The sequence below is a fragment of the Saprospiraceae bacterium genome, from assembly GCA_016717265.1.
Classification (GTDB): Bacteria; Bacteroidota; Bacteroidia; order Chitinophagales; family Saprospiraceae; genus Vicinibacter.
This window is the reverse complement of sequence record JADKFX010000001.1, coordinates 2,855,035-2,880,826: the sequence shown is the minus strand read 5'-3', so window position 1 is coordinate 2,880,826 and position 25,792 is coordinate 2,855,035. Positions and strand designations below refer to the sequence as shown.

Sequence of the window (25,792 nt, the reverse complement as noted above, 5' to 3'; positions counted from 1 at the left end):
ATTCATATGACTACACTTTCAAATGCTTTTCTTCGACTTGTCGAAATCATGGATGAGCTTAGAGATGGTTGCCCTTGGGACAAAAAGCAAACGATTCATAGTCTGCGATCGTTGACAATTGAAGAATGTTATGAATTAACGGATGCAATTTTAAAAGAAAATCCACCAGGAATTAAGGAGGAACTAGGTGATTTATTGCTTCATATTTTGTTTTATGCGAGAATTGCCAAAGAGGAAAATTGGTTTACTTTACAAGAAGTCATTGAATCGATTAGTCAAAAACTTATACACAGGCATCCTCATATCTATGGTGATCTGAAACTAGATAATGAAGAGCAGGTAAAGCAGAATTGGGAAAAGCTCAAGCAACAAGAAGGCAAGAAAAGTTTATTAGCGGGAGTTCCGGATTCCATGCCTGCTATGGTTAAAGCATTTAGAATGCAGGATAAAGCAAAACAAGTTGGATTTGAATGGGATCATATTTCACAAGTTTGGGATAAAGTCAATGAAGAAATGGGAGAATTAAAAGAAGCAATTGATCAAAACATGTCAATTCAAGAAATTGAAGGTGAGTTAGGGGATGTATTTTTTGCTTTAATTAATTATGCAAGATTTTTAAATATTGATCCGGAAACTGCTTTGGATAAAGTTAATCAAAAATTTAGATCTAGATTTCAATATATTGAAAATCAAGCAGATAAACCATTAACAGAAATGAGTTTGGAAGCGCTGGATGCATTGTGGAACAAAGCCAAATTAATAGAAAAATCTGCAACTGGAATAAAATGAATTAGATATATAGGATGAAATTAACATTGGAAAGTGATCAGCATTTCATAATTATTGACAATTAATACTTTATTATTATTGGCAAGTTTCAAAGGTATTTGAGGATATTTCAGGATAAAGTTTGAAAAAATGCTTAAATACCTTTAAATATACTTGATTTTCAGATTATTCTAGTATATTTGCGCCGCTAATAAAGATCTTAGTGATCCCATTTGGTAACTTGATAATTCTAATTAATGAGTGCATATTTAACAAAAGAAAGTAAAGAAGGACTTTTTAAACAGTATGGTGGATCTGAAAAAAACACCGGTAAATCTGAAGCTCAGATCGCTTTATTTACAACCAGAATCAAAGGTCTATCAGACCATCTTCAAACCAACCGGAAAGACCATTCTTGCCGTCGTGCGCTGCTCCATTTGGTAAGTAAAAGAAAACAACTTTTAAATTATCTTCATCAAAAGGACCTTAGTCGTTACAGAGCTATACTTGAACAGTTAGGCCTGAGAAAGTAATCTGGTATTTTTACTGGGTCTTTACTAAGGTTTTTCGTTATTAGGATTTTTATAGACTACAGAGAACTGAAGAGTTACTCTCTATTTGATTAACATATTAAGATTAATTGTTATGGGTTTAAAAACGCCTTTCTCAACCTCATTTCAACTTCCTGATGGACGAGAGGTCATCCTGGAAACTGGAAAATTAGGAACACAAGCACATGGTTCGGCTGTGATAAAACTTGGTAATACCATGCTTTTTGCGAGTGTTGTTTGCAATAAAGAAGCAAAAGAAGGTCAGGATTTTTTCCCATTATCTGTTGATTATCAGGAAAAATTTGCCGCAGCAGGTAAGATACCGGGTAATTTTTTCAGAAGAGAAACAAAGCTTTCAGATTATGAAGTCTTAATTTCAAGATTAGTGGATAGAGCCATTCGGCCACTTTTTGCAGATGGGTTTATGAATGAAACCCAGATTATAATTAATTTAATTTCTGGTGATTTTGAAACCATGCCGGATGCTTTAGCTGGATTAGCAGCTTCCACTGCTTTGATGTGTTCTGATATCAATTGGGAAGGGCCAATTTCTGAAGTTCGGGTAGCTAAAATTGATGGCGCATTTGTTGTAAATCCATCCCGGAGTGTACTTGCTAATGCAGAATTAGATATTATCGTAGCTGCTACCATGACAAATTTAATGATGGTGGAAGGAGAAGGTAATGAATGCAGTGAATCTGATTTGATTCAAGCTATAAAAATAGGACATGAAGCAATTAAAGTACAATGTCAGGCACAATTAGATTTATCCGCACAATTAGGTGATAGTGTGTTAGTAAAACGGGAATTGCCAGTAATTGAAGAAGACCTTGAGTTAAGTCAATTTTTACAAGTTCAAGCTTCAGATAAAATAAAAGAAATCGCTGGATCTGCATTAGAAAAACACGTTCGTAAAAATGGTTTTGATTCCATCTTGAAAGTATGTATTGAAAAACTTTCTAGTGAAAAAGGTGCAGAATATGTTGCAGATAATAAGAAGAAAATTGCAAGTTATTTTGATAAACTAAAAAAGAATATCATCCGACATTTAGTTTTGGATAGTAGAAAACGCTTGGATGGAAGAGCGCTAAATGAAGTAAGGCCTATTTGGACAGAAATAGATTATTTGCCAGCAACACATGGTTCCGCTATTTTTAATAGAGGAGAAACGCAAGCATTAACTTCAGTTACCTTAGGTACTAAAGATGATGAAATGTTGATTGATAATGCAATGTTATTGTATCATGAAAAATTCATTTTACATTATAATTTTCCTGGATTTTCAGTAGGTGAAGCGAAACCAATGAGAGCGCCTGGAAGAAGAGAGATAGGACATGCAAATCTTGCTGGACGGTCATTGAAAAAAATTATGCCCGATAATTTTGCATACACCACGCGGATTGTTTCTGATATATTGGAATCCAATGGTTCTTCTTCAATGGCAACTGTTTGTGCTGCTTCATTAGCATTAATGGATGCAGGTGTTCCAGTAAAGCAGCCCATTTCTGGTATTGCAATGGGTCTGATTTCTGAGAATGGCAAAACTGTAATATTATCTGATATTTTAGGGGATGAAGATGCCCTAGGTGATATGGATTTTAAAGTAACCGGTACCCGGAAAGGAATCTGTGGAGCACAAATGGATATGAAAATTGATGGATTATCTTATGAATTATTAGAAGAAGCTTTAGAGCAGGCACGGCAAGGTCGCATTCATATTTTGGATAAGATGGCAGAAACTATTGCAGTTCCAAATCCAGAATTAAAACCACATGCTCCAAGAATTGTAGAAATCATAATTGAAAAGAGTTTTATAGGTGCAATCATAGGTCCAGGTGGTAAAATTATTCAGGAAATGCAAGCTAAGACTGGAACCAAAATTAATATTGAAGAAGTTGGCGATAAAGGTGTGATTAATGTAGCAGGAACGAATAAAGAAGGAATGGACGCTGCATTAGCCATGATACAAAATATAACCTTTGTACCTCAAATCGGCGATGAATTTGAAGGTAAAGTGGCATCCCTTTTTCCATTTGGGGTTTTTGTCGATTTTAAAAATAAATCTGGTTTATTGCATGTTAGCGAAATATCACATACCCGAATAGACAATGTAGAAGATGTTTTTAGAGTCGGCGATCCTGTAAGGATTAAATTAATTGGTCTGGATCCGAAAACTGGAAAATTGCGTTTATCCCGAAAAGCTATGATGTCAAGAAACGAACCGGATCCTTTGTTTAAATAGGATTTGCTTCTAAATTATAAATAAAAAAGTTTCATTCTTAAATAATGAAACTTTTTTTTGTTTTAGAGACTTATATTTGTCAATGCGTCTACTCTTCACATGCGACAATTAAAAATTTCTCAAAAGATCACAAATCGCGAAAGCGTTGCTCTTGAAAGATACCTATCTGAAATAGCCAAAATTGAAACCATCTCTCCGGATGAAGAAGTAGCGCTAACCGTTAAAATAAAAGCAGGAGATCAAGCAGCTCTTGATACATTAGTTAAATCCAATTTGAGATTTGTAGTTTCTGTTGCAAAACAATATCAGAATAACGGACTTACCTTAAATGATTTAATAAATGAAGGGAATGTAGGATTGTTAAAAGCTGCGAAACGTTTTGATGAAACCCGTGGTTTTAAATTCATTACGTTTGCAGTTTGGTGGATTCGACAAGCAATATTGACTGCGATCATAGAGAATTCAAGAATGATCCGGTTGCCTTATAATAAGTATCATAGTCAAAAACAAATCAATACGATTTATCAATCCTTTTTGCAAGAATTTGAAAGAGAACCAAGTCCGGAAGAAATTTCTGAATTGTTTGGAATGAAACCAGAAGACGTTTATTCTATATTACAATCAGGAAATAAAACAGTTTCTCTGGACTCTCCTGTAGATGGACAAGAAGGTGGTTTCGAAATGATAGATACGATCGGAGACAATTCTGCTGAATCCCCAGATCTTGCTTTAATTAAAGAATCGATGAGTGAAGAATTGAACTTTGGTTTGGTGCATCTGTCTCCAAGAGAACGGGAAATTTTAAGTCTGATGTATGGCTTAGATGGAGAAATGCCCAAAGGTCTTGAAGAAGTTGCAGCGCGGTACGGAATGTCTTCAGAACGCACACGACAAGTTAAGGAACACGCATTCAGGAGGTTAAGAAGGTATTTTAATCAATATAATATTAAACCGTTTAATTCCTGAAAAAGGAATATCAAATCTAAACTATTTGCGTTTTATTACAAGTTTTGATATCATTTTATCTCGCCGTACCTTTGTAGTATGACTGTTAGAAATCAGATACGCCTAATTGTGTATAGAATTCATGAGAAAGGTCTTGAAGTATTATTATTAAAGCCAAATTCAATAGAGGGCAACTGGATCCTCTTAAATGGAGACCTTTCAAATGACCAGATCATGATGACCACTATAAATTCATCTATTATAGAGTTGGAAGGATCAGACGCTAAGGAAATTCGCACGATCGCTATCGAAGCTGATTGGCATGAATTGCCCCGGGTCCGACAGTTGATCAAGCAAGATATCATTCTTGTGAAAGATGTTCTAAAAAACAAGATTCCGGTTGTAGAAGATTCAGCGTATGTGGCATTTAAAGAAGCATTTAAGAAGATGCTGCCACAAGAATATGCAATGTTAAAGGAGTTAAAAGATATTCTATTAGATAGAAACTCTGTAAAAAATATTTAAACGGGAAGAAGACTCTTTCTCCTCATACGAATTTTAATTAAAAAATGATTTTGTGAATTCGCCTGAATCTAATTCAATAGTTACCACTGATTTTCATTTTAAAAATCAGCAACATAAGTACCAAGGTAAAGTTAGGGATGTATATGATATCGGTGATCAGTTAATCATTGTTGCTACAGACCGTATTTCAGCATTTGATCACATCCTTTCAAGGCCCATTCCTTATAAAGGACAAGTCTTGAATCTAATTGCTTCTCATTTTTTAAATGCGGTACGAGATATTTGTCCAGTATGGCTTGATAATACACCAGACCCAAATGTTTCTATAGGCAAAAAATGTTCAGCGATCCCTATTGAAATGGTTATCAGAGGATATTTAACCGGACATGCCTGGCGCACTTATAATAGCGGTCTTAGAAGTTTATGTGGTGAAGCACTCGAAGATGGAATGATAGAAAATCAAAAATTTGAAAAGCCAATCATTACGCCTACTACGAAAGCAACAGAAGGACATGATCTTGATATTTCCATTCTTCAATTAAAAGAACTCAATATTATTTCTACTGCTCAGCTAGATCAAATGATTGATTATTCCCATCAATTATTTAAAAGAGGAACTAAGTTAGCGGCTGATCAAGGTTTAATTTTAGTGGATACCAAATATGAGTTTGGAATCTATGATGGCGAACTTATGTTGATGGATGAAATTCATACACCAGATAGTTCAAGGTACTTTGAACTCGAAAATTATAAATTGAATCTGGAATTAAATCAGCCTCAAATTCAATTATCCAAAGAGTTTGTAAGAGAATGGCTAATGTCACATGGTTTTCAAGGTAAGGATGATCAATTAATGCCTGAAATGTCCGATTTATTCGTGTGGCATGTTTCAGAACGCTACATAGAATTGTATGACAAATTAGTCGGAAAGCATTTTATAAAACCTGATTCCTCAATACGTATAAAGGACCGGATTGCTCAAAATCTTTCAAATTATTTTTAATCCTGGAACGAATTTATAGATTCCTGTGTTATACATTTTACAGATTTAAAGAAGTCTGCTTTTTCTGAGAGATATTCAATTCAAAAATATTTATAGCTTATAATTTGATATTGAAATTATTTGCAAATAATTTATTGGGGTTGCTTGGAATCGACAGGAAATGTAATAGATTAGTAAGCATGCCGTAGGATGATAACACGCTACGTAAAAAACGGTTGTCGAACATTAAATGGCAATACATCTTTTGCCCTTGCTGCCTAATTCTAGGAATTAGAATGCTTGTGTGCTTCCGGCTGAATGTCTGACTAAGTCGATAAGCACATCATCAAATTCAGACTGGCTAGATAATGATCTCTTTTATCAGGCGAGATTAAATAGAGAATAAGGATAAAAAAGCTCGTTTCTTAAGCTCCTTTTATCCTGACAATCAAATATGAAACTAAGCATGTAGAAAGCTCATTTGTTCTTTCTCTGGACGCGGGTTCGACTCCCGCCAGCTCCACTTTAAACGGCTCGACAAAATCGGGCCTTTTTTATTTAACACAGAATGTAGTGAAGATCAACAGGAGATTAAAATTTTCCTTATCTATTGATTGCTAAAAAGCTATTTATATTTATTTGGTGATAAAAGTTCTCAATCTAAGATTGAGAACTTTTTTACAAATTATTGAATATTTAAATCACAGGATCTAACACCTCAAATAAATTCATCTTTTAATAAAAAAAGCCCTGCAAATGCAGAGCTTTTTTTATTTTATGTATTCTCAAAATTACTTCTGAGGAGTTGGAGCAGGAACTTTTGCTCTGCCATCTGTTCTAGTAGTTGTTTTAGGTTTAGCATCTGTTTTAGGTCTGCGACAAGCTTCTGTACAGGTATGCCCTTTTTCACCATGTGCATAGGAATGTTTTCCGGTTCTACATGCTTTTGTGCATTTGTGTTCTTTTAATTGAGAATCAGTCATTTCAGTAGCATCACCAGGTTTTGCAGCATCTACAGTTTTTGTAGAAGTAGGTGTTTGAGTAGTAGTAGAGCTTGGTTTTTTTGTGTCAGTTGGTGTAGTTTGTGCATTTAGAAAACCAACACAAAGAGTGAAAGCAAATAATAAAAATAAGTTTTTCATGATAAAATAGAAATTTGTTAGTGAATGAATTAAAAATTACCGCTGCGTAAAGTTTCAGAAAATAATTTGGATTTTTATAATATTTATATGCAATTCTTGTAGCGTTACATTTTCTTTTCAAGTTAAAATATGTAAATAACTGATTATCACTGCCTAATGTGTAAAAAATTAAATATTTTCTCCTCTTTTTATTTTAAAATGAATTTCAAAACTGGCATTTTCTCGCCTGTTAATTCCATTTAATCGGTAATCTAATGGAGCGCTGAATCCAAATTGTCCGATGATTGCTCCAGAAAGTCCGCCAAATTCTTCTATGATTATCTGTGTTCCTTTTGGAATATACGTATTTAGTTCATCCAGGTTTCTAAAATGTAATTGAATGTCACCGGACTTATAAACGGAGGGATCTGTTGCAAAAATGGCTTCATAGGTTCCTTTTATTGAATCTGAAACCCAAGCCCAGTTTATAAAGCTCTCTTCGCTAAGATTATTTGAGTCTATTATTTGTATTGGCTCACAAAGAATTTTATTAATCGAATTTGAAATAATAAAATTGTGATCATCTCCTGATGAATTGCTAATTAAATTATAGGTTTTGCCTGAAAATGTTCCAGAAGTTATAACAATAGTAATTTCACTAGGTCCAGTAAAATTTCCATTGGGGTCAACAGGATCAACTACGCAAGCTGAAATCCAGAATATAAAACTAGCTGCAATGAATTGGAATTGTGTTTTAAAAGTGTTCATAATTTTTAAGTAATATTTGAAGAGATCCTTTGATATTGCTTATTCATTTGATCAAAAACATGAAAAATTTCTTTAAGCCATACTTCATCTACTAAACGGCTTACATCTTCAAATCCTGATATGCTATTTGCTTCTAAAAATTTATAGCTTTGTTCGAAGGGTCCAATCTCAAATTTGACAATGTATTTGTTGTTTGATTTAAAAACGGTAATGTTTAAATTAGGATGTGGAATCTGTCCCAGGATTCTCATGTTTAAATTCTTTTTGGATGATTTGAGAATATTTTTTATACAACGAACGATATTCTGGAAATTCTGTAACCAATAATCGAATATGCTTTTCAATAGTTAAATTGTCACCTCGTTTAGCTGGTCCGGTTTGAGCACTTTTAGAACCCAGCGCAAATGCTTTGTCAATCGTCTCTTTCATTAAACTTTGAATGACCGTAAAAGGCACTTTAGATTTTGCTAAAATTCGTTCTGCGATCAGAAGATTAAAATTTGAAAAATTATTTGCAAACACAGAAGCTAAATGTAAATGTGTCCTGATCTGATCATTCATTTCTAAAACTTGATTTGATAATCCATGAGCCACCTCCGTCAAAAGCTTTGTTGCATACGTGCTTCCTTCTAAAAAAATTGGAATTTCATCCCATAGAAGTGTTTTAATCTTGCTAAAACTTTGTAATGGATAAAATAACGAACGATTTATAAAATAATCATCAATTAAATTCGGACTATTAACTCCAGAAGTATGGGCTATAATTTTATCCGGCTTTAAAAATTGTTTCAAAGCAATTGAAACTTCATGGATTTTATCATCTTTAATTCCTATTATATAAATATCTGCAGAAGTATCAATTTCATTTAATGAATTCGTATAATTGCAATGCAGTTTCTTTGCTAATCCTTTTGCATTTTCTAAAGTCTTTGAATACACCTGAACTACTTGCTGTGCGCTTTCAAATAGTTTGACTCCTAATGAAGTAGCTAAATTACCTGAACCGATTAATACAATTTTATACTTCAAAACGAGTCGTATTTCTTTTGTAGTATGCTGATAATAGCAAACCAAGTAACATAACGATACTGCCAAACCAAACTAAATTTATCCATGGAAACTCAGTAACCTGAATTACTATAAAATCATTTCTGGAAGCATTTTCAGCAATTTGCAATGGAATTTTAATGGATGTAATTGGCGCATGAACAGCATAATCAAAACTCATTTCTTCTGTTGCAGGGTTGATTTTAGTAAACCGTATTGTAATTCCTGGGTACACAGCGCTCACAGGGAGTGAAATAACCTGGTTGCCTTTAATTAGATAAATAGGATTCAAAACAGAACGTTTCTCGTGGTCTCTATATTCTAATTGTGCTGAAATGGCTATTTCATTTTCTTGAGGCACATAGATATCAGGATCAATTTCTTTACTAAATCCAATTAGCTTAATAAATTTTTGGTCACCAATTTCTATTTCGTTGCCCTTTTTCAAAACGATAGCATTGAATTTTTGTGAGCCAAATTCAGGCACTAAAGTGCTAAATGCAGTATCAGGAATTTGAATTCGCATTTGATACGGATCAATCTGATACGGAAATCTATACACTAAATTATTTCTGAATACTATTGAGGGAGTGGCTGTTCTGGCAGTATCATCTTCCAGATTTTTTACCTTAAAAATGAGTTGCAACTTTTGATCATTCGGTTTAAATTCAAAATCTTTCGCATCAAAATCATTTAAAATAGCACTCAAAACGACGACATGTTTTTTTGTAAAAAAGGTATCACCCAATTTACAAAAATAGGTCTCATAGTTTAAACTGTCTTCTGCTTTTTGCGCAGTTTCAACATCAACTTGGGTTTGTGGAATTTGTGCAATCAACGAAAACACATCCTTGTTTATATAGTGTTTTGTAGATGGATTTGAAGCAGCTACTTTGGTTAGTTTATTGTCGTATTGAATTTCTGGATATAATTTGAAGCTTTCCGTTTTATTATTTAGAGTATCCTCTTTCCAGAATTCAAGTTCATAGATTCTACTTTTTAATATAAAAGTATCTGAAAGATATTGAACCCAATATCCATTCATAAACATTTTTTGATCCTTAATTAAAGTTAAGTGTTTCGCAATATCATCATCAGACCAATTTTCTACTAATCCTTGTTGAGCAAACTGATTGCTAGAAATTATTTTTTTATTGATTCCTGTAAATAATATTCCCAAAAGTAATATTCCAAATCCGCCATGTGATAATACAGTTCCTGCTAATCGAAATTGAAATCTCAACATTCGTATAAAAAACACTAAAGAGGAAACAATTGCAAACCAGGCAGACCATAACAAAAGAGCGTGACTCCAATTTAAATTTTCAAAAGAATATGAATTGAAATAACTAAGTGCTAAGGATCCAATAAAGCAAATCGATAAATTTATCAAAAACGCTTTATTTAAATTTGCTTTTCGTTCACCTAGATATTTTAAATATAAAGATGCAGATGCCAAAAATCCAATAAAAATTCCAATCCATATTTGATATTGATTATGATGGGCGACGGGATCTAATGGTGTACTTCTATGGTAACTTTCCAATGAACTATTTGTAATATTTCCAAGGAGGTCAAGAATTTTATTATATACTGGAATGGACGTTGTAAAACTAATTAATAGAGCACTAAAAAGTAAAACCAAACTACCAATAAACATCCAGAATTCTCTGGACATAATTTGCTCTTCAGTATTTTTTCTTGGAATTTCAGCTATTCTTTTAAATAAATAGACAGATGGAACAATTAATATAATTGTGCAAAATATAACCAATTGCCATTCTAAGCCCATTTGGGTAAAGGCATGTGCAGAGCTATCGCCAAGTATTCCACTTCTAGTTAAAAATGAAGAATAGACCACCATAAAAAATGAAAGCAAATAAGTTGCAATCATTGGGGTAATAGAATATTGTGTTGATTTTGCGATTAAATTCGTATGAATTCCAGCAATCAATACAATCCAGGGTACTAACGACATATTTTCAACTGGATCCCAAGCCCAATATCCACCAAAACTAAGTGCTTCATATGCCCAGGCACCACCCATTAAAATACCAGTACCTAAAATAAATCCTGAAAATAGAGCCCAGGGTAAAACAGCTTTTAACCAGGAGGTATAATCTCTGTAAATAAGTCCTGATAACGAAAAGGCAAAAGGAACAATAGTTGAAGAAAAACCGAGGAATAAAATTGGTGGGTGAATAATATTCCAATAATTTTGAAGTAAAGGGTTTAACCCATTTCCTTTTATCAGTGACAAGTATTCAGCATTATTGAATAGCGGAATATCCATAACATGTCGTAATAAAACAAACGGACTACTGCCAATTCTCGAATCTCCAATATAAATACCTAAAAGCATGCTGGTCAAAATGAAATTGACAGCCAGAACAATGATGGTATTTGAAATATTAAATTTATTTTTCGACCGTAATAAAAAAAATCCTATGAGGCAATTCCAGAATATCCATAATAAAAAACTTCCTTCCTGACCTTCCCAGAAAGCTGACAAGATATATTTCATTGGAAGTTCATCAGATACATGTGCCCAAACATATTGATATTCATAATAGTGCCGACTCATTATGAAAAAAATCAGAAATAGGATACTTAAAATTGAAAACCAATGAGTATAAAATCCAATTTTTATTGCGGATTCCCATTCTTTAGTAAGGTTTTTAAAATTAAGAATAAAGGCTACTACTGAAAATAGGGCACTGAAAAATGCTAATAGAACTAAGAAATGTCCAGCATAATGAATCCAAAGGTGCTCACCAACATATTGAATCGTATTCATAATTCAACAGTCGACTTTATATAAATTTCCTCATCTTTATATTTAGATGGGCACTTTAAAAGCATTGTTTTAGCCATAAATAAATCATCCGTCATGGTACCTGTTAATACCACCTGTTCAGATAATTCAAAGTCCTGAGGTTTTGGAGCTTTTAAAATTACTTTTTTAGTTTGGCCTTCCTTATCCGTAAGATAAAAACTAAAAAAGTTAGCATCTTTATCAGGTTCATAATAAATTTCCTGTTCTTTAGCTAACTGTCCAACAATTTTTACTACACCACCATTTTTTTTAGCTTTACTAAAACTGGAGTACGTTGAAAAATCCTTGGAAGCAGATATTAGTAGAGCTACAGCAACTCCAATTAAGGCAAAAGCAATAATAAATGATTTTTTCATATCTGTGGCAAAGTTAATCTGTTTATCTATATGCTGGTTTTGAGTGTTTATGGATTATCAAATTCATATGGTATCAGGTTAATCATAAGTAAACAAAGTCTAGAAAGTTCTGGTTCTGTTATCAATGATCTATTTTTGGATTTGAATACAAGACTATGTCAAAACACGTAATACAAGCTATTAATTTAAACTTAGGATATAACGATGAGTATATTATTTCTAGTTTAAATTGGACCCTGCAGGAAGGCGATTGGGTCGAAATTCAGGCATCAAATAGCGCAGGAAAATCAACTCTTTTAGATTCAATTTACGGGAATCCAATGCATTGCTCGGGTCAATTATTGGTTTTGGATTATTCATTAATTCCATTAAATAAGAGCGATAAATTGGAAATTCGACGTAAAATTGGCTATGCCAGCCAAAAAAACCGGCTTTTGTTAAATAAAACCTTACGAGCCAATCTTTTAATGGCTTTAGATGCTTCTGATAAGGTATTTGATCAAACTCAGGATGAATTAATTTCAAATCTTTTAGAGAAACTGGAACTAAAGCATTTAGTGAAAACTGAAATTGAACATATGTCTAATAGTGATCAGGTGCTGGTTTCAATTGCTAGAGCACTTATAAATAAGCCTAAATTATTATTGATGGATCAAAGTCTTGACGCTTTAGATGTAACGAGAAGAAATATGGTTATTGAGCTCATTCAACAATTGAGACAAACGGAAAGAATGACGATTTTGTCAACAAGCTTATTTGGCATAGCACCAGAAATTACAACTTGTAAATCCTTAAGAATGAATAATGGGCAGTTTATTGTAGGATCTTAAAAAACGACTTAGGAATTAACTGTCTTTGAATTTATTGGGGTAGTTTCAAGTTCAAGGATATCTTTGCATTTTAAATTAATATACATGTTTGATAGCTTAAATGAACGTCTTGAATTAGCGCTAAAAACCATAAGAGGGGAGTCTAGGATAACAGAACTTAATGTGGCTGAATCTATTAAAGAAATTAGACGAGCACTGGTTGAAGCAGATGTAAATTACAAAATTGCTAAAGAATTTACAGATAAGATCAAAGAACAAGCATTAGGATCTAAGAACATCTTAAAATCTGTTAAGCCAGGTGAACTGATGGTTAAAATAGTTATGGACGAGCTTGTAGAACTCATGGGCGGCCAGGCAGAAGGTTTAAATTTAAATGGAAATCCTGCTGTTATTTTAATTGCTGGTTTACAAGGATCTGGTAAAACAACCTTTTCCGGTAAACTATCGCTTTTCTTAAAAACGAAGAAGAATAAGAAAGTACTTTTAACTGCTTGTGATGTATATAGACCAGCAGCTATCGATCAATTAACTGTTTTATCTGAACAGGTTGGAGTGGAAATATACAAGGAGCCTGAAGTGAAAGATCCAGTAGTGATCGCCAAGAATGCTATTGAGTATGCCAGAACCCATAAACTTGATGTAGTGATTATAGATACCGCTGGACGGACATCAGTGGACGAAGAGATGATGGAAGAAATTGAGCGTATTAAAATTACGGTTCAGCCTTCTGAAACTTTATTTGTGGTAGATTCTATGACCGGTCAGGACGCGGTTAATACAGCTCAAGCATTTAATTCAAGGATTAATTTTGATGGTGTCGTTCTAACTAAATTAGATGGAGATACAAGAGGAGGTGCAGCACTTTCAATAAAATATACCGTTGGAAAGCCCATTAAGTTTGTCTCTATGGGTGAAAAAATGGACGCTCTAGATATTTTTTATCCAGATCGTATGGCCCAAAGGATTCTTGGAATGGGGGATATTGTGAGTTTAGTAGAAAGAGCTCAGGAACAATTTGATGAAACAGAGGCAAAAAAGATCGAAAAGAAGATTAAACAAAATAAGTTCGACTTTAATGACTTTCAACAGCAATTGCAACAAATCAAAAAGATGGGTGATCTTAAAAGCTTACTGGGTATGATACCCGGGGCTGGAAAGATGATGAAAGATGTAAATATTGATGAGAAGGCGTTTAGTAAAGTGGAAGCAATTATTCAGTCGATGACACCACAAGAACGAGCGAATCCTGATATTCTCAATATGTCTCGTAAGAATAGAATTGCAACCGGATGTGGCAAAACGGTTCATGAAATCAATGCTTTTATAAAGCAATTTGAGGAAATGCGCAAAATGATGTTTATGTTTTCCAAAGGACAGGGAATGGGCCAAATGATGAACCAAATGAAGAATCTGAGAAGATAAAATTTTTTCGTTTAGAATTTCCGGTTTTTTAGTGTTTTAAGTTTTCAATTATCCGATTATCTCAAGTTAATTTTAATTCTGCATATATTCATATTTCGCTATATTTACATTAAAATATTAAATATGGCCAGACGTCTACTTTTCGTTTTTTTTATTTTTCTTTCTTTTAAAATCTTCGGACAACTTACAAATGGTTCTATAGCCCCAGATTTTTCAGTGGAAGATATTAACGGAAACACTTATAGCCTTTATGCTATGATGGGATCCAATAAATCTGCTTGTCTTGATTTTTCAGCAACCTGGTGCTCACCTTGTTGGGCCTTTCATACCAGCGGGGTATTAGAAAGTGTTTATAATAACCTTGGTAATGAAACGACCGTGGTTATGTTGGAATCAGATTGGAATACGAATACAAATTGTCTTTATGGTCCTAGTGGGTGTAATAGCTCAACGCAAGGTAATTGGGTGGCTGGGATTCCTTATCAGATTGCAGATCTTTCTGGCAGCAACGGGGCGAGTGTTAATAATGATTATAATATAAATTATTACCCTACTTTATATGTTATTTCACCAGATAAAAGAAGCTGGGAAATTGGAACTAGAACATATCAAAACTATGCTAATTGGATTACTAAAAGTTTTAAATTAGCTGCAACTGCAAATTTAACAAACTCAACTTGTGGTGATAATGGTAAAATTGTTTTGAATGTTACTGGAGGTTTTAGTACGCTAAGTTATAAATGGAGTAATGGCATGACTTCTAAAGATCTCAATAATTTGCCAGGTGGTACCTATTCTGTTACCATAACTGATGTAAATACATATTTTAAAGAATTTGGACCATTTACTATTGATGGACCAACAAAACGTGTTGATATCGTAAGTTCTCAATTGATCCATGTAAAATGTTTTAATGAACCTACAGGTAGTATTTTTATCGATGTAAATTACGGTACTCCCCCTTACAATTTTAATTGGTCAAATGGCAATACCACAGATGCTCCTGATAATTTGAAAGCAGGAACATATACAGTTACAGTTACGGATAATGCAGGTTGTACCAAAGTAAAATCATATACATTAAATCAACCTTCTGATTTAACACTTTCCACTGTTCCTGGTAAAGAAACATGCGATGAAATTAATGGTTTTATTCAAGCTAAAGCAAATGGAGGCATTTTCCCATATGATTATGACCTTGGTTTTGGACAACAAACAAGTCCTTATTTTTCAGATTTAAAAGGTGAAAAATCATATACTGTTACCGTTACAGATGCTAATGGATGTGAAGAAACGAGCACTACCTATGTTGATGCTACACATAAACCAGACGTTCATGCAGGAACAGATAAACCATTGGATTGTAAAAAGGAAATAATAAATCTTGATGGAAGTCAATCTAGCCAAGGTGGTGCTTTTATTTATCTATGGACAACAAAAGAAGGAAATATTGTGAAAGGTCAGGAAACACTTTTGCCTGATGTTAATTTGCCTGGAAAATATTTTTTAAAAGTGACAGACGCTGGTAACAAATGCTTTGATGTCGATTCTGTTGTGGTTTTAGATAAAAGGGTATTTCCAAATATCCAAAGTAGTAATGATACTACATTAAATTGCGTATTTTTAGAAACAGAATTAAAAGGTACAAGTAAGGATTTGCAAACTAAATTTTATTGGAAAAAACAGAATGATACCAGTTTCTTAATTCAAGGGAAATCAATTTTGGTTAATGTAGATGCTAAGTATATTTTACATGTAAAGGATACCATTAATTTATGTGTATCTAAAGATACGATTGAAATTAAAAAAGATCAATTGGTGCCCGAAGCAATTGCGAATCCTGAGAAAGATGTAAGTTGTATAAATACCGAAGTAATTATCGATGGTTCCGCATCATCCAAAGGAGCAAATTTTAAATATTTATGGACCAGTGCGAATGGTAATATTGTTACTGGGGCGAATACTTTAATGCCGATCGTAAATAAAGGCGGAGATTATGAGTTTCAAGTTGAAAATACACAGAATTTTTGTAAAGCATTTGCGACCGTTATAGTTTTCGAACAAACCGTACCAGAAGCTGCATTTGAACAATCCGTAAATGGTTTAAATATTCAATTAACAGATCAATCGAAAGGGATACCAACAAAATGGAATTGGAGCTTTGGAGATGGATCAATAAGCAGTCTTAAAAATCCAACTCATAGTTATACTTCAGATGGTGAATATGAAATTTGCTTAACCATTAATAATGATTGTGGCGAACATATAAAGTGCAATAAAATTCTAGTTGGAATATCTGCCGCCTTGAATTTAGCTTCCTGGGATATTCATAATGTGAGTTGCTTTGGAGGTAGTAATGGTAAGATAAAAATTAATGTTCAAGGTGGAGTGCCACCATATCAGTATATCTGGAATACACAGCAACAATCAAATGAAATTTCTGATCTCAGTATTGGAAATTATTCAGTGCAAATTATAGATCAACAAGGTACTAAAATTGTAAAATCCTTTACAATCACGCAACCTCTCGAGATAAGTTTAAAAAATCAACAAATAACAGGAAGTAATGCAGGTGCAGATAACGGTAGTATTTCGCTTGATGTAGAAGGAGGAATTCCTCAATACACTTATTTATGGTCTAACGGACAATTAACAAATCCAGCTATAAATCTTGCACCTGGAGACTATACTTGTTCATTGACAGATGCAAATTCTTGTATAAAAGTATTAGGTCCATTTATAGTGAAAGAGTTGACCTTAAATAATGAAATCGATTTCGTTAAACAGTTTGAATTGCGTCCAAATCCTGTGAGCTCAAAAGGTTCCATTTATGTTGATTTGGATCGTTCCAAACTATTTAATTTGAGTTTAGTAAATATATTTGGTAAAGAACTTTGGTCTAAACAGTATAGTGCAAAATCAATTATCGAATTGGTTGATGTTTCTGACTTCAGCAAAGGAATTTACTTTATAGTATTGCGTACAGAGCATAAAAAAGAAGTGCTCAAATGGATTGTTGAATAACGCATTGTACTTATTCGATTAAATTTAATCGAGTTATTACTGGATTATTTGAACTTTTAAAATTAGATAATAGATTTTTTTGTAGTAACGCAAGCGACTTAGAATTTGGATTTCTTGGTTGGTTTATATTTTTTTAGCAATAATAACTAAGTCCATTGTATCTTGTTCAGTGTCTGTCGGGTACATTTGATGTTGAAGTTTTAAAATTTCAAATGCATTTGAAATTAAGATTTTACGCAAGTCTTTGGCTTGGTAAAAATGCATAAAAATTTCGTCACCAGTACTTCCTTTTTTGAAGCCTGATAAATTGTAATCGCCTTCCATAGTGCTCAAGTAGAGGATGCCACCCAAGTTTAACAAATTGGAAACATTGTTTATTAGATTATGAGTCTCTTCAAGAGTAAGATAAGGAAGACAAAATCCACACATAATGCCATCAAATCTTGATGTAATACTTTCAATTTGCCTACAATCCATTAATAAAAAATTTGCTGTTGGATTGTTGATTTTTGCCAATTCTATCATTTGAGGTGCCAAATCAATACCTAGAATATTAAAGTCTGGCCTTTTGTTTAATAAATATTTAGTGATATTTCCAGGTCCACAAGCAATTTCTAAAATAGTAGCATTTTCCTTTTGAATAGCGTTGCAAAATAAGTCAAACGATTCTGAATATAAATCTACATTCATAAATTTATCTTGATACATTTTTGCTAATTTGTTGAAAATAGCTACTGCAATTTTTGACTTATCCATTAAAAGTGCATAGTTAATAATTCTGAAATATTAGGTAGCGGGTGTCCGATAAGTTTATTCATGACTTCTTAATTTCCAATGGAATGTAATAAATGGAGAATAATATTTTTCAAATCTTCTTCTTTGTTTTTAACTTCTTCAACATTTTTGAAAAGTGCGAGCCTTCGTCCATCTGCATAACTCCCTTCAAGTAATTGGGAAGGATCCTCAACGAATGCTCCTCGTAAAAAGATAAGTCTTACATAGTCTTGCTTAAATATATTGATTCCAACAAGATACCTTTTGTAATCTTTTGGGTTAAATGGGGGCATAAAACCTGTATAAAAAAATGTAGGAGCATTCCAAGCAATTCCTTCACCTATTTCTTTGTCTATATTTAGGATGCTTGTACGCAAATGTCGTACAACATCAATTAATGGATAATTCAATTTGCTCATAAATTCATTTACCTTTTCAGGTTCGGATATACCAGAAGTCAGACTTGGAAGTTTTTTCATAGGATAGAATGTTTTCTTTTAAAAAAGGTCGGCATTATAAGCTACGGGATAGTATGTTTAATTTGTTTATTAAGGATTGTATAAGTCTTGTGGTTATCAAAAAACTAGTTATAAAGATAAGTTTGATAATGATTGTTTTACCAAATTTCTATTATGAATATTATTCAAATTGTAGGTCGATCTATTTGTTAGTTCCTAAGTAAAATCTAATGATAGCTACGGAAGCTTTATTCATCAAGCAGTTTATGTATAATTATACCAGATTTTGTGTCCGGATTATAGAATTATGTGTATTTCTCTTATTTTGCAGGCTTAAATGAAGAAAGAAATTAGTTTTGAATTATTTCTGGAGGCAATCTTTATAGTATACCCGTTTCAACTTACCGATAGCCAAACGAGTTATTTGCAATCCCTTATTTTGGATGCTATCCGAATTGGTGGATTTGATATTTCAAAGTTAGTTTGTGATTATCTTAAAATAAATGATCAAAAAACAAGAAGACAACTTCATCTGCTTTTTGAAGATTTGTTGCCGGCTTAGGTTTAAGAAACTTATCATTTTATTTATATTTTATTATTCGCATGTAAAACAAGATTTAGTGTATTAATTATTTTCAATTCTCTTTTTTAGTTCAAGTAATTTCATCATGCATTCTATGGGAGTCATTGTTTGAATATCCATTCTTTTAATATCATCTAAAAGTTTTTTATCTTCGAGTTCTTTTGAATCTATAATCCGGATTTGCAATTTTTTGGTTTGGTCAGAAATTTGATTTGTATTTATAGATCCTGCTCTTTTTTCTTCTAGGTCTGCTAATATTTCTTCAGCGCGCTGTAATACTTCAATTGGCATTCCAGCCATTTGAGCTACATGTATTCCAAATGAATGTTCACTGCCTCCTGGAACTAATTTGCGAAGAAATAAAACAGACTTATTTATCTCCTGAGTAGAAACATGAAAATTTTTAATTCGCAATAAATAATTACTTAACTCATTTAATTCATGATAATGTGTAGCAAATAATGTTTTTGCTTTACGGTCGGGTATTTCATGAATATATTCTGCAATGGCCCACGCTAATGAAATTCCATCATAAGTACTGGTTCCACGCCCAATTTCATCTAATAAAATTAAGGATCGGTTTGATAAATTATTAAGTATTGAAGACGTTTCATTCATTTCAACCATAAATGTAGATTCGCCGGATGAAATATTATCACTAGCACCTACTCTTGTGAATATGCGATCGATATATCCTAACTTGGCTTCTTTAGCGGGAACAAAGGAACCAATTTGAGCCATCAAACTAATGAGCGCGGTTTGTCTTAAAATTGCAGATTTACCACTCATATTGGGTCCGGTGATCATTAATATTTGTTGTGAATCCGAATCAAGGTATATATCATTTGGAATGTATGAATCTCCAGTCGGTAATTGCATTTCAATTACCGGATGTCTAGCCTCTTTAATATCTAAAACCATACTATCATCTACTTGAGGCTTGCAATAACGATTGCTTCTAGCTGTTTTAGAAAATGAAAATAAAACATCAATTTCTGCAATTACCTGCGCGTTTAGTTGCAATGGGAGAAGATATTCTTGTAATTGATCAACGAGTTTCTCAAAAAGTTCTTCCTCAATTTGGATAATACGTTCTTCTGCTCCAAGAATTTTGACTTCCAGTTTTTTTAATTCATCAGTGACATATCGTTCACCATTTGACATTGTTTGTTTTCGAATCCAATGCTCGGGTACTAAACCTTGATTTTTGAATTTATTTGTAACCTCTAAGAAATAACCAAAGACAGAATTGTAGCCTATTTTTAAATTTGTAATGCCGGTGGTAATAATTTCCTTCTTTTGAATATCGAGCAGTAAATCTTTACTATTATTTAAGATAAATTTAAGTTCATCTAACTCCACGGAGAATCCCGGAATGAATATCCCGCCTTTGTTAATTTGATTTGGAGCTTCAGAGTCTAATTGTTTAGAAATTAGATCCACCAAACTAACACATTCTTGAATCTTTTCTGTAAGTCGTAAAAGACCGGGATGGTTTTGCTTAACTAAAAGAACTTTTAAAGGACTTAACTTTTTAAGGCTCCGAAGGATATGATTGATTTCCCTTGGCGTAATGCGACGCAAGGGTATTTTTGAAACTAATCGTTCGAGGTCACCAAAATGATTAAGAATTTGATTTAAATCATCGGTTAATTGTTCTTGATTGAATAGGGATTCAACCATGCCGAGTCGATTTTGAATTTTATTTAAATCTAGTAGCGGCATTACCAACCATTTTCGCATCAACCTAGAACCCATTGGAGTTAGCGTTTTGTCCAAAATTTGTAAAAGGCTTTTACCTTCTGGATGAATTGGATCCACTAATTCTAGATTTTTAATCGTAAATCGATCCATCCATACTATTTCATCACTTGCAAGTCTGGATAATTGTGATAAATGATCTGGATTTTTTGTTTCGGTACTTTCCAAATAATGGATGATAGCTCCTGCTGCGGTTTGCCCATACAATAATTCTTCAACGCCAAATCCTTTTAAGCTGCTAACTTTAAAATGACGTAATAATTTTTCGCGACTGTATTCTAATTGAAAGATCCATTCTTCCAATGGGTAGATATAAAATTGATCCCCGAATGTAGATTCAAACGTAGTTGTCTTGCCTCTTGATAAAATAATTTCAGCAGGTTCAAAGCTTTGCAATAATTTCTCAATATAATCTGGTTTCCCTTGCGATAAATAAAATTCGCCTGTTGAAACATCTGCAAATGCTATTCCTATTAAATCATTTGTAATATATATAGATGCGAGGAAATTATTTTTACGATGGTCTAATAATTTATCATCATAGGTTACACCCGGTGTAATCACTTCGGTAATGCCGCGCTTTACAATTTTTTTACCCTTCATAGGTTTTTCAAGTTGCTCACATATCGCAACCCTGTAACCCGCTCTAACTAATTTAGGTAAGTAGGCATCTAGTGAATGATATGGAAAACCTGCTAATTCTATATCTGTGCCACCATTATTGCGTTTAGTTAGAACAATACCAAGAATTTTAGATGTTTTAACTGCATCTTCACTAAAAGTTTCATAAAAGTCTCCTACACGATATAATAATATGGCATCCGGATGTTTTGCCTTCATGGAATAATATTGTTCCATTAAAGGAGTCATCGTATTGATTTCGAATAAAAGGGCTTCTCCTTTCAAGTTTTAGGTTTTCCGCAAATATAAGCGCATAATGTAGAAAAATTCTAATCCCATTATGGACTTAAATTAATTTAATAAGAAATGAAAATTATTATAGTTTTGTAACGTCCTTAATTGTTTCAATACAAAAACAGATCACTATGCTAAAAGCATTTAAAGATTTAAAACCGGAAGAATACCAACTATTAATTGATGCAGTGCCTATGATAGCAATTTTAATTGCAGGTGCTGACAATGACATTGATTTAAAAGAAAGGCAATGGGCAGAAAAGATTGTAAAGATTAGAAGTTATAGCAATCAATTTGACTTAAAACCTTTATATAAAGAAGTGGATGAACAATTTAGTATGCTCTTTGACAAAATGATTGAAGAGCTTCCAAAAGATGCAGACAATAGAAGTCGTATTTTAAGTTCTAAATTGGCAGGACTTAATGATGTTTTTTTAAAATTGAATATGCGAACTTCAAATCAACTGTATACATCTTATATTGCGTATGCTGAACAAATCGCGCGTGCATCCGGAGGTATTTTAAGAATGTTAGCGGTGAGTAAGGAAGAATGTATATTTATAGGTTTGCCAATGATTGATCCGATCTTTTATAATGATATAGAAGAAGAAGAAGAAGAATGATGTGATTATGAAATGATTAAAATTGCAACTCAACAATTTTAATGATAAAAACAGTGCATTCTGTATATATTCGGGCTTGCATTAAGTTTTAAATTTGAAACTGAATCTTAAGCTCTGTAAAATTAAATTTACATGTAAATTTAAGGCACTAATAATAATTTTTGATTTAGAATCTGATTGTTTTCAATCCATTGAATATAATATAAACCAGTTTTGTTTAGTGCTGTTAGGTCTAATTTGTCAAGCATTTTATTCGTACTAAATATGCAGATGCCTTGCAAATCGTAAATTTTAATAGAATGGACATCTTTTGATTCAGCATAAAGTATGCCTTTTCCAGGATTAGGATACCAATAATTTGTCTTGCGAAGATCCTGATTTGTTGCAGAGGCGCAATCTACTTCCGATTGCAGTGTTAAAATATACTCACCAGGGAATGCAGCTCCTGGGTATTCAGTAGCGTAAGGAACGGGAAAACCGAGATTGATGGTAAGTATTAATTTAATTATAGGTTTGAAATCTCCTGGAATATTATCAGCCGTTGCGATGCCGCTTAGAATTAGACAACCAAATGTGTTTTTATTATAAACACAGTTTGGAGGGTTACATTTATAAGTTATTCCTTTAGGTAAATTTGAAATTGCATTGATCGTATCAATAGCTACTTTTTCTAAAGCTATAGGAGTAGGATATATTGGAACAGTAACACTATCCGGCACTACTACAGTAAAAATAAATTCAAAGGGTTTATTGATACAAGCTTTCTTTTTTATACCACCATTTGGATTTGTTGGGGAAATAGGTTTTGGATATACCCCAGCAGAAGAATCGCGAAATGTACTGTCTGGCAGACAATTTTGTGCCTGTAAGTTGAAAAAAGTAAATAAATAAACTAAAGTATAAAAGAAATAATTCATATTTGGCGTGTTAAGTTGACACGCAAGTTATGACTAAATTATGACAAAGCATTTTTTTTGCATTTGGCTTCTTTTATTTTCTATGCTTTCATTATCTGGACAAAAGAAGCTTATCCACGGATCAGTACAGGATCGGAAATCCAAGGATTTTTTAACCGGGGCATTGGTTGGGGTTGGTAACATTGGTACCGTTACAGATGAGCTAGGTAAATTTAAATTGGAACTTGATGAAAGCATTTCTACCCTAAAAGTGAAAATGGTTGGTTATCAGGATCTTAATTTGGATATAACTTCAGGTATTGAATTTATTATATTTTTAGATGAGACGAGTTATCTTTTAAACACCACGGTGATTACGTCTTCCCGCTTTGAGAAACCAATTTCCGAATCTTCCGTGTCGATGAGTGTGATCAAATCTGAACTTTCTTCTAAACTGAACTCAAACAATGTCTCACAGATTTTGGATCGGGTACCTGGTGTTCAAATTATTGATGGTCAAGCAAATATACGTGGAGGAAGTGGCTATAGTTATGGGGCTGGTAGCCGGGTTTTATTATTAATGGATGATTTACCGGCATTGCAATCTGATGCTGGATTTCCTAATTGGGATGATTTACCACTTGAAAATATCGGGCAAATTGAAATCGTGAAGGGTGCATCATCTGCTGTTTATGGAAGTTCTGCAATGAATGGTATTATACACTTTAGATCAAATTATCCAGCTTCAGAACCATATACAGCAATAACTATAATGCCTCGTATTTTTCTAAGACCAGAAAATGGGAATGAATGGTGGGGAAAAAATCAAGAATTAGATTTTCCATATGAAGGATTTGTGAGCTTTGTCCATCGTCAAAAAATGAAATCTTGGGATGTTTCAACAAGTGCAGCATTCACTACAAAAGTGGGTTACAACAAGAATCACGATCAAAATACGATTAGAGTTCACGGATTAATTCGCAAACGGCTACAAGATCGCTTAACGCTAAGTGTTGGACTCAATTTTAATAAAGGGGAGAGTAGCAGTTTTTTTTATTGGAAAGATAAGGGTTTGTTTGAAGGGGATGCTGGTTCAAGCAGTAGTAGCAAAAAGTTTAGGTTTACTATAGACCCTACTGTTAAATATGTTAGTAAATTAGATTATCATCATTCCTTGCGCTCCAGATTCTATCATGTTTATAATGGAGCCGATAATAATCAATCAAATCAAAGTGAAAATTTATATACTGAATATCAATTATCTAAGAATATTCAAGCAATTGGGATTCAAATTATTGGAGGTGTTTTGTTGAATCAATCCTGGACTAAAGCAAAATTATACAGTGATACCAATTTTATACACAATAATCTGGCTGGTTTTTTACAGTTTGAAAAGAAATTTTTTAATAGGTTGATTTTAACAGCTGGGTTGCGATATGAATCCTACCGCATTGAAGGACCAGAATATGCCGGAGGATTGAAAGTGCAGGCTAAACAATCAGAGGATACTGTTTTATTCCGTTTTGGATTAAATTATAAGGTATTTGAAACAACCTTCATTCGAGCTTCTTTTGGACAAGGTTATCGCTTTCCAACCATTGCAGAAAAGTATATAAGCACCAAAGCAGGTGGATTGAGTATTATGCCAAATCCGAATTTGCATTCCGAACATGGATTTGGCGTTGAAATTGGGCTTAAACAAGGATTTAAGATAGGTAAAACAATTGGTTTTCTGGATCTTGCATTTTTTCAATCCCGGTATTATGATATGATGGAATTTGTCTTGAATAACCAATTGCAATTTCAATCAAAGAATATTGGAGATACTGATATCAAGGGCTTAGAGTTAGAATTTCAAACGAGAACAGAGCTAGCCGATTTTGTTTTTACTACGCGTGGTGGATATACATTTATAGAACCCAAATATCTGGAATTTGATCTTGCTGGTAAATTATTACCAATTAATGAAAGAGATTCTGCTAGCAGAGGAATGCAAAATGCTGCAAATTCTTCCTCTAATGAAAATATACTAAAATACCGATCAAAGCATTTATTGCGTTTTGACCTCCAAATTGATTATAAGAAATTATATGGAGGTATTTCCTTTAATTATGCATCTCATGTCCAGGCAATTGATTGGTTGTTTGAGTTGAGTTTGTTTTTAAAAGGAATAAAAGATTATCGCGCTGTTCATGACCATGGATATCGAGTCTATGATTTGCGAATTGGCTATCATTTTAAACAATTAGATCTTCAAGTAAACTTGCAAAATGCATTCAATGAAGACTACACAATTCGACCAGGAATTATGGATGCACCTAGAAATTTAAGTGTCCGTGCTACATATTCATATTAAGCAGTTTAT

Annotated in this window: 22 protein-coding genes and 1 other RNA gene; 13 read left to right on the top strand and 10 right to left on the bottom strand. The window is 33.1% G+C overall.

What is annotated here, in order from left to right; genetic code table 11:
* The first annotated feature begins 6 nt into the window (after positions 1–6).
* The 7 genes from mazG (at position 7) to ssrA (ending at position 6,539) form a co-directional block, all read left to right on the top strand.
* Positions 7–789 (top strand): nucleoside triphosphate pyrophosphohydrolase, encoded by a 783-nt coding sequence (mazG, locus tag IPO86_11345; GenBank protein MBK9728704.1) that lies wholly within the window; start codon positions 7–9, stop codon positions 787–789.
* Positions 790–1,025: 236 nt separating this feature from the next.
* The gene (gene rpsO, locus IPO86_11340; GenBank protein ID MBK9728703.1) at positions 1,026–1,301 is read left to right on the top strand and encodes a 30S ribosomal protein S15; all 276 of its coding nucleotides are present in this window, start codon (positions 1,026–1,028) and stop codon (positions 1,299–1,301) included.
* Between the two features lie 112 nt (positions 1,302–1,413).
* Positions 1,414–3,561: a polyribonucleotide nucleotidyltransferase gene (gene pnp, locus IPO86_11335; protein MBK9728702.1), complete on the top strand. Its 2,148-nt coding sequence runs from the start codon at positions 1,414–1,416 to the stop codon at positions 3,559–3,561.
* A 99-nt stretch (positions 3,562–3,660) separates the two neighbouring features.
* Complete coding sequence (locus IPO86_11330; GenBank protein MBK9728701.1) at positions 3,661–4,527, top strand: RNA polymerase sigma factor RpoD/SigA; 867 nt, start codon at positions 3,661–3,663, stop codon at positions 4,525–4,527.
* A 108-nt stretch (positions 4,528–4,635) separates the two neighbouring features.
* The gene (locus IPO86_11325; protein ID MBK9728700.1) at positions 4,636–5,031 is read left to right on the top strand and encodes a hypothetical protein; all 396 of its coding nucleotides are present in this window, start codon (positions 4,636–4,638) and stop codon (positions 5,029–5,031) included.
* Positions 5,032–5,083: 52 nt separating this feature from the next.
* Positions 5,084–6,034, top strand: a complete 951-nt coding sequence (locus tag IPO86_11320) for a phosphoribosylaminoimidazolesuccinocarboxamide synthase (protein MBK9728699.1) — start codon at positions 5,084–5,086, stop codon at positions 6,032–6,034.
* 136 nt (positions 6,035–6,170) lie between these two features.
* Positions 6,171–6,539: a transfer-messenger RNA gene (gene ssrA / locus IPO86_11315) on the top strand.
* 265 nt (positions 6,540–6,804) lie between these two features.
* Here ssrA and IPO86_11310 read toward each other — a convergent pair.
* The 6 genes from IPO86_11310 to IPO86_11285 form a co-directional block, all read right to left on the bottom strand.
* The gene (locus tag IPO86_11310; GenBank protein MBK9728698.1) at positions 6,805–7,155 is read right to left on the bottom strand and encodes a hypothetical protein; all 351 of its coding nucleotides are present in this window, start codon (positions 7,153–7,155) and stop codon (positions 6,805–6,807) included.
* A 168-nt stretch (positions 7,156–7,323) separates the two neighbouring features.
* The gene (locus IPO86_11305; protein MBK9728697.1) at positions 7,324–7,902 is read right to left on the bottom strand and encodes a hypothetical protein; all 579 of its coding nucleotides are present in this window, start codon (positions 7,900–7,902) and stop codon (positions 7,324–7,326) included.
* 5 nt (positions 7,903–7,907) lie between these two features.
* Complete coding sequence (locus IPO86_11300; GenBank protein MBK9728696.1) at positions 7,908–8,153, bottom strand: hypothetical protein; 246 nt, start codon at positions 8,151–8,153, stop codon at positions 7,908–7,910.
* A complete protein-coding gene (locus IPO86_11295) occupies positions 8,122–8,931 on the bottom strand; it encodes a DUF2520 domain-containing protein (GenBank protein ID MBK9728695.1) in 810 nt (269 codons plus the stop codon). Before IPO86_11295 ends, IPO86_11300 begins: the two co-directional genes overlap by 32 nt.
* Complete coding sequence (ccsA, locus tag IPO86_11290) at positions 8,921–11,746, bottom strand: cytochrome c biogenesis protein CcsA (protein ID MBK9728694.1); 2,826 nt, start codon at positions 11,744–11,746, stop codon at positions 8,921–8,923. Before ccsA ends, IPO86_11295 begins: the two co-directional genes overlap by 11 nt.
* Entirely contained in the window at positions 11,743–12,141 is a 399-nt protein-coding gene (locus IPO86_11285; protein MBK9728693.1) for a cytochrome c maturation protein CcmE, read from the bottom strand. The genes ccsA and IPO86_11285 overlap by 4 nt, the downstream gene beginning before the upstream one ends.
* A 155-nt stretch (positions 12,142–12,296) precedes the next feature.
* Between IPO86_11285 and IPO86_11280 the strand changes: the two genes are divergently transcribed.
* The 3 genes from IPO86_11280 (at position 12,297) to IPO86_11270 (ending at position 17,417) form a co-directional block, all read left to right on the top strand.
* Positions 12,297–12,971, top strand: a complete 675-nt coding sequence (locus IPO86_11280; GenBank protein MBK9728692.1) for an ATP-binding cassette domain-containing protein — start codon at positions 12,297–12,299, stop codon at positions 12,969–12,971.
* Positions 12,972–13,055: 84 nt separating this feature from the next.
* Positions 13,056–14,393 carry a signal recognition particle protein gene (gene ffh, locus IPO86_11275; protein ID MBK9728691.1) on the top strand — a complete coding sequence of 446 codons (1,338 nt, stop codon included), beginning with the start codon at positions 13,056–13,058 and terminating at the stop codon, positions 14,391–14,393.
* A gap of 123 nt (positions 14,394–14,516) precedes the next feature.
* Entirely contained in the window at positions 14,517–17,417 is a 2,901-nt protein-coding gene (locus IPO86_11270; protein MBK9728690.1) for a T9SS type A sorting domain-containing protein, read from the top strand.
* A gap of 123 nt (positions 17,418–17,540) precedes the next feature.
* Here IPO86_11270 and IPO86_11265 read toward each other — a convergent pair whose 3' ends face one another.
* Entirely contained in the window at positions 17,541–18,173 is a 633-nt protein-coding gene (locus IPO86_11265; GenBank protein ID MBK9728689.1) for a methyltransferase domain-containing protein, read from the bottom strand.
* 68 nt (positions 18,174–18,241) lie between these two features.
* Complete coding sequence (locus tag IPO86_11260) at positions 18,242–18,670, bottom strand: DUF1801 domain-containing protein (protein ID MBK9728688.1); 429 nt, start codon at positions 18,668–18,670, stop codon at positions 18,242–18,244.
* A 316-nt stretch (positions 18,671–18,986) separates the two neighbouring features.
* On the opposite strand from IPO86_11260, the gene IPO86_11255 reads away from it, so the two are divergent.
* The gene (locus tag IPO86_11255) at positions 18,987–19,211 is read left to right on the top strand and encodes a hypothetical protein (GenBank protein ID MBK9728687.1); all 225 of its coding nucleotides are present in this window, start codon (positions 18,987–18,989) and stop codon (positions 19,209–19,211) included.
* A gap of 63 nt (positions 19,212–19,274) precedes the next feature.
* Here the strand turns inward: IPO86_11255 and mutS are convergent, their stop codons facing one another.
* A complete protein-coding gene (mutS, locus tag IPO86_11250; GenBank protein ID MBK9728686.1) occupies positions 19,275–21,851 on the bottom strand; it encodes a DNA mismatch repair protein MutS in 2,577 nt (858 codons plus the stop codon).
* Positions 21,852–22,039: 188 nt separating this feature from the next.
* On the opposite strand from mutS, the gene IPO86_11245 reads away from it, so the two are divergent.
* The gene (locus IPO86_11245) at positions 22,040–22,531 is read left to right on the top strand and encodes a hypothetical protein (protein ID MBK9728685.1); all 492 of its coding nucleotides are present in this window, start codon (positions 22,040–22,042) and stop codon (positions 22,529–22,531) included.
* 140 nt (positions 22,532–22,671) lie between these two features.
* Here the strand turns inward: IPO86_11245 and IPO86_11240 are convergent, their stop codons facing one another.
* Positions 22,672–23,448, bottom strand: coding sequence for a T9SS type A sorting domain-containing protein (locus IPO86_11240; protein ID MBK9728684.1), 777 nt, complete (start codon positions 23,446–23,448; stop codon positions 22,672–22,674).
* A 40-nt stretch (positions 23,449–23,488) separates the two neighbouring features.
* On the opposite strand from IPO86_11240, the gene IPO86_11235 reads away from it, so the two are divergent.
* Positions 23,489–25,783: a TonB-dependent receptor gene (locus IPO86_11235; GenBank protein ID MBK9728683.1), complete on the top strand. Its 2,295-nt coding sequence runs from the start codon at positions 23,489–23,491 to the stop codon at positions 25,781–25,783.
* The last annotated feature ends 9 nt before the right edge of the window (positions 25,784–25,792 follow it).